This is a genomic window from bacterium (assembly GCA_024228115.1).
In the GTDB taxonomy this organism is placed as follows: domain Bacteria; phylum Myxococcota_A; class UBA9160; order UBA9160; family UBA6930.
Genome location: JAAETT010000151.1, coordinates 30,574 through 44,360 on the forward strand (window position 1 = coordinate 30,574; position 13,787 = coordinate 44,360).

Here is a 13,787-nt window from a genome sequence, read left to right on the forward strand (position 1 = left end):
GAGAATGGCAGACAGCAGACAGAACGAGACCGTACCCTTCGACTCCATCGAGCCGGGCGATTCGGTTGGCGAATGGAGCTACCGCCTCACACCGGAACTGGTCGACCGACACCGGCGCGCCACCCAGCAGGCGCCCTACGAGGACCCCGAACTCGCTCCGATCTCGATCCTCGCAGCAGACGGCGTCAACCTGGCGGACCGCTTCTGGGACATCTCGCAATCGGTGCATGCGGGCCAGCAGATCGAAATTCTCGGGCTGCCGCGCATCGGGGATGAACTCCGGGTCACTGGAAAGGCCCGCGAGAAATTCGTGAAGCACGGGCGGCGCTTCGTAGTTTCGGAGGTGAGTACCTCGACGGCGGCGGGTGAGCCGATCGCACGGGGCCTGACGACCGGCGTGATCGTCTACTCGGAAGTGGATGACGACACCAGCCCCAAGACGCGACCGCCCGTCGAACAGCCGACGGAATCCCTGGCGACGTTCGGGCCCCTGATCCGGACGATGACCCATGAAGCGATGGTCCTCTACGAGCCCGAGGGAGACACGAATCTGCATACATCGGACGAGGTGGCCCGTGCCGCCGGGCTGCCCGCTGCGATCGCGACGGGCACGTTGTTTCTGGCCTACGTCTTCGATCTCCTCCACCAGACCTACGGGCCCGGCTCCCTGCTTGGCGTCCAGCTCGATACGCGCATCCGGCTTCCGGTCTTCGCCGGCGATCGCATCGAGACGCAAGCGGATGTCGTCGCCCGCGAACAGGGGCAAATTCTCCATCGCGTGCGTTGCCGCGGCCCGCACGGAGATGTCATCGTCGGTACCGCGTCGGTGCGAGAGCTGTGAGCGACCCCCGGGAGCAGGAACTTGCAGAGATCTTCGGCGAACGCTGGGCAGACGCCGAGGGCGTCGTTCGCCAGATAGCGGCCGGCGCACATCTGGCCACGAGTCTGATCGAGCCCACGGTGCTGCTCGGCGCCCTCAGCCGGCACGAGACCACCGGCTCGGCAACGATCGCAGTGATGGCACTCGGGGGACTGGCGCTCGGATTGACGGACCGCTGGGCGATCCGAACCGGATTCGCAAGCCCGGTTTCGCGTGCATTGGCGGGCCAGGGCCGCTGCGAGTACCTCCCGCTCGGCTTCTTCGACGCGGGCCGCCACATGCGTGATGCGAAGCCCGATTGCGTGCTGTTGCGACTCGCAGCGCCCGACGAACGGGGCCTCTGCTCCTACGGCTGGGCGGCAGGCTTCACGCCGGAGCTGGTGGCCGTCGCGCGCGAGCGGAACCTGCCGATCCTGGCTGAGATCGATCTCAGCATGCCGCGGACGGTAAGCGGCCACGAGGTGCCCGTCGCGGCCATCACGGCAGCATGCCTCGCCGGAGGCGAGCCGGCCACGGATGCACCCGTTCCGGCCTCCCCGCATGCCGTGGCCATCGCTCGACACCTCGATCCGTTGGTTCCCGATGGAGCCACCCTCCAGGTGGGTATTGGTGCGGTTCCCGACGCAGCGGTCGAACGCCTGGGCGCTCGCGATCTGGGAATCCACACCGAAGTGTTGGGCCGCGGGCTGGCGAAGTTGGCTATCGATGGTCGCGCGAACGGCGCCTTCAAGGCGCGAGACGCCGGCATCGCCGTATGCACGATCGCTTCCGCCGATCCCCAGGTCGAGGCGTTGCTGGCGTTGCCGGGGCGCACCGAGGTGCGGCCGGCCGGGCAAGTGCTCGACCCGCGGAGCGTGGCCGAGCACGACAACCTCCGCTGCATCAACAGCGCCCTGGCGGTGGATCTCCGTGGCCAGGTGAATGCCGAGACCCTCGGCGCCGAGCAGGTTGCGGGTGTCGGTGGACAGCTCGATTTTCTTCGCGGGGCCGGGCTGCGCGACGACTCGCTGCGCATCATCCTGCTCCCGAGCTCGACTTCGCGGGGCGAGCCTCGCATCGTCGCGGGCCATCCCCCGGGTGCCGTCATCACCGCAACCCGCTACGACGTCGACGTGGTGATCACCGAGCATGGCACCGCGTGGCTGCGGGATCGCACGGATGAGGAGCGGGCCCGGGCACTCATCGCGATCGCCCATCCGGAGCATCGTGCTGGACTCGAAAAGGAAAGAGCTCTGATACCGCCCGCGGCAGGCCGTTAGTCGCCCTGGATCTCCTCGCCGAGATCCTCGAGTGCTTCGCCCGTCTCTCGAACCGCGTCATCCACGGCCTCGCCGAGCTTGCGTCCGGCCTTCTCGAGATCGCCCTCGTCGCCGTGGCGGAGCCGGTCGACCATCTCATCGACCTTCTTGCCGGCCTTCTCGGCAGGGCCCTCCTCGCGACACCCGGCGGTACCGAACGTCAGCACCACGGCCACGAGCGCCGCCGCGGCGGTCCTGCTCAGAGCGCTTCGCACGGCCCTGCGATCTCGCTGGCGTTGAAGAAGTAGGAAATCTCGATCTTCGCGGTCTCCGGTGCGTCGGAGCCATGCGCGGCGTTGCGCTCGATGTCGGTGCCAAAATCGCCACGGATCGTGCCCGCCGGGGCTTCGGTCGAGTTGGTGGGGCCCATCAGCTCGCGGTTCTTGGCGATGGCGCCTTCGCCCTCGAGTGCGCTGACCACGACAGGGCCGGACGTCATGAACTTCACGAGATCACCGAAAAAGGGACGCTCCTTGTGAACGGCGTAGAAGCCCTGGGCCAGCTCGTCACTGAGCTGGAGCTTCTTGATCGCGACGATCTGGAGGCCCGCCTCTTCGAAACGGCGCAGGATTTCGCCGGTGGCGCCCTTGGCAACCGCATCAGGTTTCACGATGGAGAGAGTTCGCTCGACGGCCACGTGGACCTCCTGGGGTTCGATTTCGGGAACGGGTTCGAAGGCGACGGACGTTAGCCGTCGTCCCCCGCCACTTCCAGCACGATCTTCCCGAAGTGCCCGCTCTCCTGCATCAGCTTGTGGGCCTGCTCGATCTCGGCCATCGGCAAGACCCGGTCGACCACCGGAGCGACGCGGCCAGCGTCCAGGGCGGCGCCGAAGCGCTCTTGAAAGGATGCGATCAGAGCGCCCTTCTCGGCCAGGCTGCGCGCCCGCAGCGTCGAGCCCTGGATCCGCAGCCGCTTGCCCACCACGACCCCCAGGTTGATCTCGGTCCTGGCGCCGCTCATCAAGCCGATCATCACCAGCCGACCGTCCACGGCGAGCGAGGCCAGGTTGTCGGCCAGGTAGTCGGCTCCGATGTGATCGAGGACGACGTCCACACCGCGCCCGCCAGTTGCCTCGCGTACCGCCTCCGCGAACGAGGCCTGCTTGTAGTTGACCGCCACGTCCGCGCCCAGTTCGCGGCAGCGAGCGCATTTCTCTTCGCTACCCGCCGTGACGATCACCTTCGCGCCCGCCTCCTTGGCCAGCTGGATCGCGGTCGTACCGATGCCACTGGCGCCGCCGTGGGCAAGCAGCCATTCGCCTTCGGTGAGTTCGGCGTGCTGAAACACGTTCTGATGGACCGTGAGAAAGACTTCCGGCGTGGCGGCAGCCGCAGTCAGTTCCAGAGGCTCAGGCACGGGGAGCAGGCAAGCGGCCGGCGCCACCACTTCCTCGGCGTAGCCACCACCGGCCAGCAGAGCCATGACGCGATCGCCAGGCTTCCAGCCCGTGACCTCGGACCCGACTTCCGCCACCCGACCCGCGCACTCGAGCCCCATGATCTCGGAAGCGCCGGGCGGGGGCGGATACATGCCCATGCGTTGCAGCAGATCGCCGCGATTGATGGCGAAGGCCGCGACGCGGATGCGCACATCGCCCGCACCGAGTTCCGGCGCCGGAACCTCGCCGATACGAAGCGTGGATTCCTTGCCCGGGTTGTCGACGATGACGGCTCGCATGGCCGCAGAGGCTAGCGCGGTCGGCGGTGTCCGGGCGCCTCCACTCGTGGTGGAGGCGCCCGTCGCACCTGTTCGGTCCGGGCATGAGCGCCCGTCCTACCTACTTCAGCTGGCTGCGATCGTACTCGAGGATCGTGCGGGCGATGATCAGGTTCTGGATCTGACCGGTGCCCTCGTAGATATCCGTGATGCGCACATCCCGGAACCACTTCTCGAGAAGATGCTCGCGAGAGATCCCCATCGGTCCGAGCAGCTCGATGCAGCCCTGGGTGATCTCACGCACGGACGAGCCGCCCTTGGCCTTGCTGATGGAGGCTTCCAGGTTGTTCGGCTGGCCCTGGTCGGACAACCAGGCCGCATGACAGACGGTCAACTCCGCCGCTTCCTGAAGCGCTTCCAGTCGCTGGAACTTCGCCGCCACGGCCGACTGGCCTTGGGTGCCCGTCCCGTAGGAGAGGTCGACACCGGCCTGCTCCAGCTGCTCCCGAGTGAAATCGAGGGCCGCTTTGGACATGCCGAGGCCAAAGGCCGCCGTCATCGGGCGTGTGATGTTGAAGGTCTTCATCACACCGCGGAAACCGCCGGAGCCCGCCTTCGGAATCTCCTCCTTGCCGCCCAGCAGGTTGCCGCGCGGAATGCGGCAATCCGTGAACACGTAGGTGGCGGTATCGTCGGCGCGAATACCGAGCTTCTTCTCCTTGTGGGAGACCTGGAAGCCCGGCGTCTCCTTCTCGACCAGGAACGACTTGATGCCCGCACGGCCCGCAGAGCGATCCAGCGTGGCCCACATCACGACGCCATCAGCACGACAGCCGGTGGTCACGAAGATCTTCTCGCCGTTGATCACCCACTCGTCGGTCTCCTCATCGAGGACGGCGGTGGTCTGGACCAGCGAGGGATCGGAGCCGCAGCCCGGCTCGGTGATGGCCATCGAGAGCAACAGGCCGCCCCACTTGGCGCGCTGCTCTTCCGTGCCCGCCGCGCCGAGGGCGGCGTTGCCGAGACCCACGCCGCGGCCCTTGCGCATGCGCACGGAGTAGTCGCCCCAGGTCTCGGCCATCGTGATCAGCATGCCGATCACGCTCTGGCTCGTGTCTTCATCGTTGCGCTCGCCCATGAGGGACCAGACGCCCGGGAAGTCCTTGGCCTCGTCGAGCTCTTCGGGCGGGAACTCGGCTTCGTTCTCGTCGTAGTGTCGAGCGTACTTGCGGGCCACGAGTGCTTCCGTGCGAACGTAGTCGAGGATCTTGTTGTCGGTATCGGTCAGGTTGAAATCGATCATTGGGATGTCTCCAGATCGTCGAAAGGTGAATTGGTTGCGGGCCGCGCTAGACGGCTGCGACGCCCTGGAGGACGCTCAGCGTGCGCGCAGCGCGGTACCACATCTCGACGGGATGTTCGCGGATGAAACCGTGGCCACCGAGCACCTGCAGGCCGTCATCGGCCAGCTTCATGCCCTTCTCCGAGGCGTACGTGGATGCGAAGATCGCAGCCTTGGTCGCATCTTCGAGGCTTTCGAGGGTGGCCGCGGCCTTCCAGGTGAGCCAGCGCATCGCGTGGGTCTCGATCTGCATGTCCGAGAGCATGAACGCGATGGCCTGCTTCTGGGCGATGGCCTCGCCAAAGGCGTGGCGATCCTTGGCGTAGGGAATCGCGTACTCGCGCACGGCGCGTGCCAGGCCGACCAGCAACGCCGCGTTGGCAGTGCGGGTGCCCGCAAGCAGACGCCCCGCATCGATCCCAGCCTCGCCGCCAAGGCGTGCTTCGGCCGGTACCTCCACCTTCTCCAGCTCGAGGCTCACGGTGGGCAGGCCCTTCATGCCGAGGTTCAGCTCGAGATCGCCGATCGTCAGGCCGGCGGCGTCCCTCGGCACGATGAACGCGTCGAGGCTCTCGGCGCCTGTGTCGGCACTCTGGGCATTTCGCGCGACCACCAGGAAGTGCTCGGCGCGATCGCCGAGCACGACGAAGCGCTTGTGGCCCGTCAGGACGAAGCCGCCTTCCTTCGCTTCTGCCGTGGTCTGGAGCGCTAGCGGATCGAATGCCGGAGACGGCTCGATCAAGGCCAAGCTCGCCGGAGCGAAGCGCTCCTCGCAGAAGCGCGGCAAGTAGCTGGCCTTCTGCTCGGCGGTTCCGAAATCGTTGATCGCGAACGCGAACACCGAGGGATGGGTTGCGGCAATCGCCAGGCCCGGATCGCCGAACGCCAGTTCCTCGAGGATCAGTGCGTTCGTTATCGGCGAGCGGGGCTCGCCGCCACCGCCGAATTCTTCGGGCAGCTGGGTGTTGGTGAGACCGAGTTCCCATACCTGGTCGAGGACGCCGTCCGGAAGCGCACTGGCTTCGTCGGCGTCGCGCGCCACGGGACGGAGCACCTGCTCCGAGAACTCGCGCATCGCATCGCGCACGACTTCCTGCTCTTCGGTGGGTCCGAACGAGATCATGTTGTTACTCCTGGGTTCCGCCCGAGGTCTCCGGCAACGTGCTCGGAGCCACGGGACGGGCAAGCTGGTGAAAGAAAGGATCCATGGCTTCGCGGCCGCCCTCTTTTTCGAGGAGGCCACGCTTGGCAGCGTCGCGGGCATCGAGGAGCCCGAGGGCAACCGCACACCAGACGCGGGCATCGGCCGTGTACCGGACGTCCGCACCACTGGCGAAGCCGGGTTCGACCCGGCATTGGCCGCCGTGGATGCGAATGGACCAGACGCCACCGCCGGCGCCGGTGAGTCGCAGCTCGAAGACGACGTCCGCCTCCTTGGCCAGTTCCTCCCTCAGCAGGAAGGGCAAGGACTCGAGGATCGAGATGGCCGACGTTTCGGTGAACTGCTGGATATCCAGATCCAGCTCCTCCACCGCATGGTGGACGTACCAGCGCGCGATCGCGGCAATGACGGGCTCCAACTCGCGAGCCCTCTCGGTCGCCGCGTAGGCCTGCCGCCCGCCATCGAGCTCCTGGGTGCCTACGAAACCCGCCGCTGAGAGCTGACGCAGCCGGTTCGAGAGCACACGCGGCGTGATACCGGTGCGCTGGCGAAGCTCCTGGAAGCCGCGGGGCCCGCGCAGCAGGTGGCGGATGAGAACGAGCGCCCATTTGTCCCCGATCCAATCGAGCGCCCTTGCGACGGGATCGAAGATCTCGCCGGGCCGAGGAATAGGTGTGGGGGAGGCGTGCTCGGACACGGGACTAAGTATCTATCGGATACTTGCCACCAGGTCAAACGGATTCTTGCCCCCAGGGGCACCTGAGTTCAGGCTCCATGGAACCAGCGCCCATTGACGGGAGCGGGTAGCCTCTCCCCGCCGGAGGTGGACGGAGGATCGCCGGCGGGCAAGCATCGCCCGCGGGAGGAAAGTCCGGGCTCCATAGGGCAGGGAGGTCGCTAACGGCGACCCGGGGTGACCCGAGGGAAAGCGCCACAGAAACGACACCGCCGATGGCCCTTGATCCCGGCCGCTCTGAGAGGGGTAGCCGGAGGAGGCACAGGCAAGGGTGAAAACGTGGGGTAAGAGCCCACGCGCGACAGCCGGGTGACCGGCGGCGGGGCAAGCCCCTCCCGGAGCAAGCTCGAATAGGGACATCGCTGAGGGCGACCCGCCCAAGGTCCGCAAGGGCCCGGTGTCCGGGTGAGAGTGCTGGAGCGACGCAGCAATGCGCCGCCTAGATGAATGATCCTTGCCGGCCTCCGGGCCGGAACAGAACCCGGCTTATAGTCCACCTCCGGCACGGGGACGTTCCTTGCGAACTTGCGATGTTGAGATTGTGGGGAACCCACAATCTCAACATCGCAAGTTCGCAAGGAACGTCCCCGCCTCTTTGCTTACAGCTCTCGCCGCAGGCAGCGGAGCTTGCCGCGCCGGGCCGGGTCGTAGCTCTTCCACTTGGCCGGCGGCAGCTGGTCCGGCGGTACCTGGGAGAATCCCTGCCGTTCGAAGAAGGCCGCGACCCTCTGCGAGGTCGTGCAGGCAAAGATCCCACGCAACCCCAGGGAAGCTGCGCGCTCGACGGCGTGCGCCACCAGATGTTGGCCCACACCCTCCCCGAGAAATCGGGTCAACGTATACAGGGCGCTGATTTCGCCCTGGTCGCCCCAGTGGAGGAGTGCGCCCATCCCCGCGAGGTGGTGATCCTCGACGAAGGCGCCGAAGCCGCTGACCAGGATGCGATCGATCTCCGCTTCGCTACGCGGTGCGAGGTAGCCCTCCTCCATGCCCCGAGCGACAAGGTCGGCGGCGGCCGTGTAGTCGTCGATAGTCAACGCGCGCACGCCGACATAACGTTCGCGCGTGAACAGCGTTCCGACACCACTGTAGGTGAAGAGCTCGTCGGTCAGCCCGGCGGCCGTACACACGTTCACCGCAGGCAGGCCCGCGCCGAGAAGAGCGGCGACTTCACTCCAGAGCGCCATCCGGTCGCGCCCGGCCAGGCTGCTTCCGCCCTCGGCGAGCCAACCCTTCAGTTCCTCCAGGTGGACGAAGGAATGGCGGCCTTCCTGGGTCGTCACGAGGCCACCTTCCCCATCGAGCCGTACCACTTTGAAGAAGCGCAATCCGGTCGCCAGGTTGCGAAGCCCTGAGGCGAAGTCATCGGCCCCGACCTGGACGCCAACCCGAGCGGCTTTGTCCAACTGGCGCCACAACGCGCCCTCCAGCCGGTCCTCCTCGGCGGAAAACGTGGCGCCCAGGGAGTGCAAGTTCAGCACCTCCCGATCCGGCGCGACCAGCACCACGCGCCCCCCCCCCTCCTCCAGGATCTCGAGCGCCCGGGTCACGGCGGGATGGCGCAGATCGTCGGAAAGGGGGGTTGCTAGAGCAAGCGTTCGACCGCGAAACTCGCGCTGATAGAAGGCGCGCTCGGAGAATCCGGGCGCCATGGCTTCCGAGGCCGGATCGGACATCGGCGAATTGTCGCGGATCGCCGGCCATCTCGGTATGGTGGCGCCTCGATGGGATTCGACGGCTGGCTCACGCTCGGCGTACTCGTCTTGATGGTGGCCGCGATGGTCCGGGAGGTCGCGGGACCGGACCTCATCGTCATGGCGGGCTTGTTCGCCTTGGCGGCTACCGGCGTGCTGACGCCTGAGGAGACTTTCTCCGGTTTCGCGAATCCGGCGATGGCCGCGGTGGGAGCCTTGTTCATCGTTTCCGCCGGCCTGCGGGAGACCGGCCTCCTGGAAGCGGCCGTGGTGCGTCTGTTTGGCCGGGCGCGGGGAGAGTTCTCGGCTCTTACCCGCATGTGCCCTCCCCTGGCAGGCTTCTCGGCATTCCTGAACAACGCACCGATCGTCGCCATGATGACCCCGGTGGTGATCGAGTGGGCGCGCCGCCGAGGCCTCTCGCCGAGCCGTTTCCTGATCCCGCTCTCCTACTCGACCATCCTCGGCAGCCTGCTCACGGTGATCGGAACGAGCGTCAACCTCACGGTGGCTGGCTTGATCGTCCAGGCCGACATGCCAGCGATGCGCTTCTTCGAGCTGCTGCCGGTTGGACTTCCCGTGTGTTTCGCCGGGCTCGCCTACATCGTCTTCGTCGCGCCCCGCTTGATCCCAGCGCGCCAGGACCTCGCCCAGCAACTCGGCGAGCAGAGACGCGAGTACACCGCGGCGATGCGGGTCGAAACCGGCAGCCTCCTGGCTGGGGAAACCGTCGAAGAGGCCGGCCTTCGCCAGCTTCCCGGCCTCTTCCTGATCGAAATCGATCGGGGCGGACGAACGATCACGCCGGTCGCTCCCCAGGAAGTCCTGCGTGAGGGGGACCGGCTGGTCTTTGCCGGTGCCGTCGCCACAATCGTCGATCTCCAGCGCTTCCCTGGCCTGGTTCCCGATACGGTCGATGCAGCCGACCAGGGCGGTGGCGAACCGCGAGAGCGCCGCTTGATCGAGGCCGTGATCTCGAGCAGTTCTCCCCTTCGCGGCCAGAGCGTCCGTGACGCCAACTTCCGGACGTCCTTCGATGCCGCCGTCGTGGCGGTGCACCGCAACGGCGAGCGCGTGGGCGGGAAGATCGGCGAGATCGTATTGCGGCCCGGCGATACGCTTCTGCTCCAGACGGCCGTCGGCTTCATGCGAGCCCACGGCAACAGCCTGGATTTCTACCTCGTGAGTGAGATCGGCGGCCACGTTGCACCGCGCACGGAGAAAGCCGGCCTGGCGATCGCCATCCTGGTCGGGATGGTCGGTATCGCCGCCCTCGACATCCTTCCGATCTCCATCGCGTCCTTCATCGCGGTCGGCGCGCTCATCGGCACGCGCTGCATCGACGGTAGAATCGCAAGGCAGAGCGTCGAATGGAACGTGCTCGTCGTAATCGGTGCGGGCCTGGGCATCGCATTGGCCATGCAGAAATCGGGCGCGGCCAGTGAGATCGCCAGCCTGCTCGTCGGCGGCACCGGCCAACTCGGCCCCTGGATCACACTGGCTGCCGTCTATCTGGTGACCGTCCTGCTCTCGGAATTCCTGCACCACAATGCAGCCGTGGCGATCATGTTCCCGATCGCGATCCAGGCAGCAAGCCAGGTCGGAGCCGATCCGCGCGGCTTCATCATGGCCATCGCCATGGGGGCGAACTGCGCCTTCGCCAACCCGGTGACCTATCAAACCCACTTGATCGTCTACGGCCCGGGCGGCTATCGGTTCACCGATTTCGTGCGCGTCGGTCTACCCCTGGACCTGCTCTGCGCGGCCGTCGCACTGACGGTCATCCCGTGGATCTGGCCGCTCGGCTAGATGCGCATCGACGCCTACCTCCCGGAGTTCACCTTTTCCGAGCGCCACATCATCCAGGTAGACGCTCCACCGGCTCGGGTCTATCCCGTCGCGCGCCACCTCGATTTCAACGATTCCCGGATCATCCGTGCGCTGTTCCGAATGCGAGGCTTGCCTGCCGAGGATCTCCGCCTGGATTCCCTGCTGGGCGATCGGCCCGGCTTCGCGATCCTGGAAGAGCGGCCGCCGGAGGAATTCGTGATCGGCCTGATGGCCGAGGGCACGCGGCGGATCAAGATCGAAAGCGCTGAGGCCTTCCATGCCTTTGCGCCCGCCCAGGGCCTGCGCATCGCCTGGAATTTCCACCTGCGTCCCGTGGAGGACGGCACCCTCGTTTCGACACAGACACGCGTGCAGTGCCTGGGCGCGACAACGCGGCGCCTGTTTCGGCTCTACTGGCTGGTCATCCGCCCGTTCAGCGGCTGGATCCGGCTCGAAATGCTGCGCACCCTGAAGCGACAGGCCGAAACGGGCTGAGCCCTACTCGCCGCGGACCTCGCGCACGGCGGCGATCACTTCGTCATGAATCGTGCCGGAAGTCGCAACGATGCCGCGGTTGTTCTCGAGCGTGCGCCCGCGGGAGAAATCGAGGTCGCTTCCGAACACGTCCGTCACCCGGCCGCCGGCCTCCTCCACCACGATCTTGCCCGCGGCATGATCCCAGATCTTCTCCCGGTAGTCCTTCCGCGTGGGCATCCGCAGGTAGATCGAGGCGTCGCCCCGGGCGACGGCTCCATACTTGCACTGGCTGTCGATGCGAAAAGGCTCCTGGGTGATGCCGAGACGGGCCGCGATTCGGGCCGATTCGCTCTGGTCGGAATGGGCCGATTCGACGGACTCGCAGAATCGCGCTTCGGCCGGGATTGCCACCTTCGCGACGTGAAGCGGAGCGCCGGGCCCATCTCCTGCGAGCGCATGTTCCCGTGCTCCCTGGCCACGCACCGCCGAGAAGAGCAAGCCCGGGCCTTCGGGCCCTTGCAGGTTCGGGCAGCCGAGCACACCCAGCACGACCTGGCCCTGCTCGATCAGCCCAAGCGCCACGGCATACTGCTCGCCGCGAAGAAATCCCTTGGTTCCGTCGATCGGATCGAGCGTCCAGTAGCGGCCCGTGTCAGCCTGGGCGCCGCCCCGATCGATCCAGCCGAGCACAGCGGCCTCATCGACCTCCCCTTCGACCTCGGCCGCGACCTCTCTTGCGACCGCGGCTCGCAGCACCGCCTGATCCCCTGCGCGCAACTCGGCGGAATCCTCTTCGCCCACCACCGGATCCTCGGGCAGTACGCCCGCGAGCCGCTGGCAGACGATCGCCTGGGAGGCAAAATCCGCCACCGTGACGGGGCTCTTGTCCTTCTTCTCGAGAGTGTCCGCAGTGACGAGCCGCTGTTGAACCGCACGGCAGACCCGTGCTGCGGCCCGCACGGCCTCCAGGGCAACTTCGAGTTCAGCAGCATATTCGGTCAAGATGGCCTCCCTTTGGGCAGCGGAACATGCCAAACCTGGGAAGCTCCGTCGTGTCATCGCTAGGGCGAACTTGCCGGTCGCGCGGCCCGACCGAGACTTCGGCTCGCCTCCATTCAGACGAAAGGCCGAGACGATCGACTGGGTCAGCCATCGACCCCTTCGAGACCGGATCTGGCATCCTGGTCCTCAGGATCCCGTAGCAGGGCCAGCTGGAACTCTTTGCGGGCCAGCGCGCGGTTCTCCTCCTCGAGAGCCAGGCGGCCGAGGATCGTATGCGGGCGGGCAGAGGTGCCGTCTTCCTCGACGACCTTGCGGGCACAGGCGGTAAGCTTGGCGCGCTGTACGCGCACCTCGACCCGGGCGACCCGATAGGCGGCCCAGGTCTCGTACATGTGGTATTCGGCCTCGAGCGGCTCCAGCTCGATCGCGCGTGCGAAACTCTCCCGGGCCTCGGCGATCCTTTCCGCCTCCAGATGCTCCTGACCCAGCCGGAAGGCTCGTTCGGCCTCGAGCCGGGCTCGGGCCCGTTCATTCTCCGACGGCTCATGGGGCAGGTCGGCTTTCTGGGGGCTCTGGGGCGGGCGCAATGCTGGGCCCTTGGCTTGCGACTGCGGCTGGCGCTTGGCGGCGGTGAGCTGGCCCGTCATCTCGAGCGCAATCAGCAGCCGCGGGTCCGCGGTTTCGAGCAGTTGGGCGACGCTGCGCTCACCGTTCGCCGCTCCAAGCTGCGCGGCCTGCACGCTATCGAGCTCCAGCCGTGCCGCCACGGTCGTGGGCGGCGCCGCCAGCCGCGGCAGTCCCTCCACCCCGGCTTCTACGGCAGCGCGAGCTTCAGACACGGGTAGATACGCGGAAAGCGCATGCGTGATGATCGCCTCTACTTGGGGCAGGCCGAAACCGCCTACTTCGGTTTCGGGCTCTTCTTCGCGGAACTCGTGGCTCACGTAGGTCCGAAAGCTTGCGACGATCTTCTCGCCCAGTTGCTCGCGCAACGCAACGAACACTTCCTCAGGTGTGAAGAGCCCGAGCTCGACGAGCACCTCGCCCATTCGCACGGGCTCATGCTCGTAGACACGCTCGGTCATGCGTTCGATCACCCGGACGTAGTCGTCCTCCGAAAGCTCGCCCTTGCGCAGCAGGATGCGGCCCAGGCTCTCCCGCAACGAGCCGCCTTCGGCCATCACGATGCGGCCGTCCCGGAAACGGATGAAGGTTCGCCGGCCCTCGCCACGAACGTCGAGCACGCCGGTGGCCCGGCTCTGGCGCAGCTTCATCACGACGCGGGAGAGCACGAGGGAAGCATCGGGCCTGCGCTGGGGTTGGGGAGCTGGTTGATCGAGGAGCGTCCGGATCTCCACCGCCAGCTTCGCAACGTCGACCTGTCGAGGTAACACCAGACTTGGCTGCATGGCTGCCGGAATCAGACGCTCCAGCTCCGCCGATTGGCCAGTGGCATCGAGCAATACCAGCGGCGGTGCTTCGAGCGGCGCGCGAAGTGCAGCACAGCCGGAGATCAGGTCGCTCCCGGGCAAGGGGTGGCTCAGCACGGCTACATCGAAGGCATCTTCGCGCAGCAGCTCCAAAGCCGGATCAAGAGATCTTGCGCGGACGGTCGCAAACCCGGCGGCACCGAGGCCCTCGTCGTAACCTTCCGGCGGCGGGGCGGCCTCTACGATCAGGATGCGGATGGGACGCTCGGACACGCCA

General features: G+C 66.7%; 13 protein-coding genes and 1 other RNA gene. 5 read left to right on the forward strand and 9 right to left on the reverse strand.

Annotation, left to right across the window (positions count from 1 at the left end; translation table 11 throughout):
* Positions 1-4 precede the first annotated feature (4 nt).
* Positions 5-841, forward strand: a complete 837-nt coding sequence (locus GY937_07420; GenBank protein MCP5056545.1) for a MaoC family dehydratase — start codon at positions 5-7, stop codon at positions 839-841.
* Positions 838-2,139, forward strand: a complete 1,302-nt coding sequence (locus GY937_07425; protein ID MCP5056546.1) for a hypothetical protein — start codon at positions 838-840, stop codon at positions 2,137-2,139. The genes GY937_07420 and GY937_07425 overlap by 4 nt, the downstream gene beginning before the upstream one ends.
* On the opposite strand, the gene GY937_07430 is transcribed toward GY937_07425, so the two are convergent.
* The 6 genes from GY937_07430 to GY937_07455 form a co-directional block, all read right to left on the reverse strand.
* Entirely contained in the window at positions 2,136-2,381 is a 246-nt protein-coding gene (locus GY937_07430) for a hypothetical protein (protein MCP5056547.1), read from the reverse strand. The two genes, GY937_07425 and GY937_07430, sit on opposite strands and share 4 nt — an antisense overlap.
* Positions 2,378-2,815: a nucleoside-diphosphate kinase gene (gene ndk / locus GY937_07435; GenBank protein ID MCP5056548.1), complete on the reverse strand. Its 438-nt coding sequence runs from the start codon at positions 2,813-2,815 to the stop codon at positions 2,378-2,380. The genes GY937_07430 and ndk overlap by 4 nt, the downstream gene beginning before the upstream one ends.
* A 50-nt stretch (positions 2,816-2,865) precedes the next feature.
* Positions 2,866-3,858 carry an NAD(P)H-quinone oxidoreductase gene (locus GY937_07440; GenBank protein ID MCP5056549.1) on the reverse strand — a complete coding sequence of 331 codons (993 nt, stop codon included), beginning with the start codon at positions 3,856-3,858 and terminating at the stop codon, positions 2,866-2,868.
* Between the two features lie 100 nt (positions 3,859-3,958).
* Positions 3,959-5,140: an acyl-CoA dehydrogenase gene (locus GY937_07445; GenBank protein ID MCP5056550.1), complete on the reverse strand. Its 1,182-nt coding sequence runs from the start codon at positions 5,138-5,140 to the stop codon at positions 3,959-3,961.
* A gap of 46 nt (positions 5,141-5,186) precedes the next feature.
* Positions 5,187-6,302 carry an acyl-CoA dehydrogenase gene (locus tag GY937_07450; protein ID MCP5056551.1) on the reverse strand — a complete coding sequence of 372 codons (1,116 nt, stop codon included), beginning with the start codon at positions 6,300-6,302 and terminating at the stop codon, positions 5,187-5,189.
* A 4-nt stretch (positions 6,303-6,306) separates the two neighbouring features.
* Positions 6,307-7,038 carry a hypothetical protein gene (locus tag GY937_07455; protein ID MCP5056552.1) on the reverse strand — a complete coding sequence of 244 codons (732 nt, stop codon included), beginning with the start codon at positions 7,036-7,038 and terminating at the stop codon, positions 6,307-6,309.
* A 122-nt stretch (positions 7,039-7,160) separates the two neighbouring features.
* Between GY937_07455 and rnpB the strand changes: the two genes are divergently transcribed.
* Positions 7,161-7,582, forward strand: an RNA gene (gene rnpB / locus GY937_07460) — RNase P RNA component class A.
* 94 nt (positions 7,583-7,676) lie between these two features.
* Here the strand turns inward: rnpB and GY937_07465 are convergent.
* Positions 7,677-8,753, reverse strand: coding sequence for a GNAT family N-acetyltransferase (locus tag GY937_07465; protein ID MCP5056553.1), 1,077 nt, complete (start codon positions 8,751-8,753; stop codon positions 7,677-7,679).
* A gap of 48 nt (positions 8,754-8,801) precedes the next feature.
* Between GY937_07465 and GY937_07470 the strand changes: the two genes are divergently transcribed.
* A complete protein-coding gene (locus GY937_07470) occupies positions 8,802-10,580 on the forward strand; it encodes an SLC13 family permease (protein ID MCP5056554.1) in 1,779 nt (592 codons plus the stop codon).
* Complete coding sequence (locus tag GY937_07475) at positions 10,581-11,096, forward strand: DUF2867 domain-containing protein (GenBank protein ID MCP5056555.1); 516 nt, start codon at positions 10,581-10,583, stop codon at positions 11,094-11,096. It begins immediately after the preceding gene.
* A gap of 3 nt (positions 11,097-11,099) precedes the next feature.
* Here GY937_07475 and GY937_07480 read toward each other — a convergent pair whose 3' ends face one another.
* Both GY937_07480 and GY937_07485 read right to left on the reverse strand, forming a co-directional pair.
* Positions 11,100-12,083 carry a 3'(2'),5'-bisphosphate nucleotidase gene (locus GY937_07480; GenBank protein ID MCP5056556.1) on the reverse strand — a complete coding sequence of 328 codons (984 nt, stop codon included), beginning with the start codon at positions 12,081-12,083 and terminating at the stop codon, positions 11,100-11,102.
* A 140-nt stretch (positions 12,084-12,223) separates the two neighbouring features.
* The gene (locus tag GY937_07485) at positions 12,224-13,783 is read right to left on the reverse strand and encodes a DUF4388 domain-containing protein (protein MCP5056557.1); all 1,560 of its coding nucleotides are present in this window, start codon (positions 13,781-13,783) and stop codon (positions 12,224-12,226) included.
* Between the last annotated feature and the right edge of the window lie 4 nt (positions 13,784-13,787).

Excerpts from the sequence above, each read along its gene's own strand:
- GY937_07450 (MCP5056551.1), bottom strand. The coding sequence starts at position 6,302 with ATGATCTCGTTCGGACCCACCGAAGAGCAGGAAGTCGTGCGCGATGCG.
- GY937_07420 (MCP5056545.1), top strand. The coding sequence starts at position 5 with ATGGCAGACAGCAGACAGAACGAGACCGTACCCTTCGACTCCATCGAG.
- GY937_07475 (MCP5056555.1), top strand. The coding sequence starts at position 10,581 with ATGCGCATCGACGCCTACCTCCCGGAGTTCACCTTTTCCGAGCGCCAC.
- GY937_07465 (MCP5056553.1), bottom strand. The coding sequence starts at position 8,753 with ATGTCCGATCCGGCCTCGGAAGCCATGGCGCCCGGATTCTCCGAGCGC.
- GY937_07440 (MCP5056549.1), bottom strand. The coding sequence starts at position 3,858 with ATGCGAGCCGTCATCGTCGACAACCCGGGCAAGGAATCCACGCTTCGT.
- GY937_07445 (MCP5056550.1), bottom strand. The coding sequence starts at position 5,140 with ATGATCGATTTCAACCTGACCGATACCGACAACAAGATCCTCGACTAC.
- GY937_07470 (MCP5056554.1), top strand. The coding sequence starts at position 8,802 with ATGGGATTCGACGGCTGGCTCACGCTCGGCGTACTCGTCTTGATGGTG.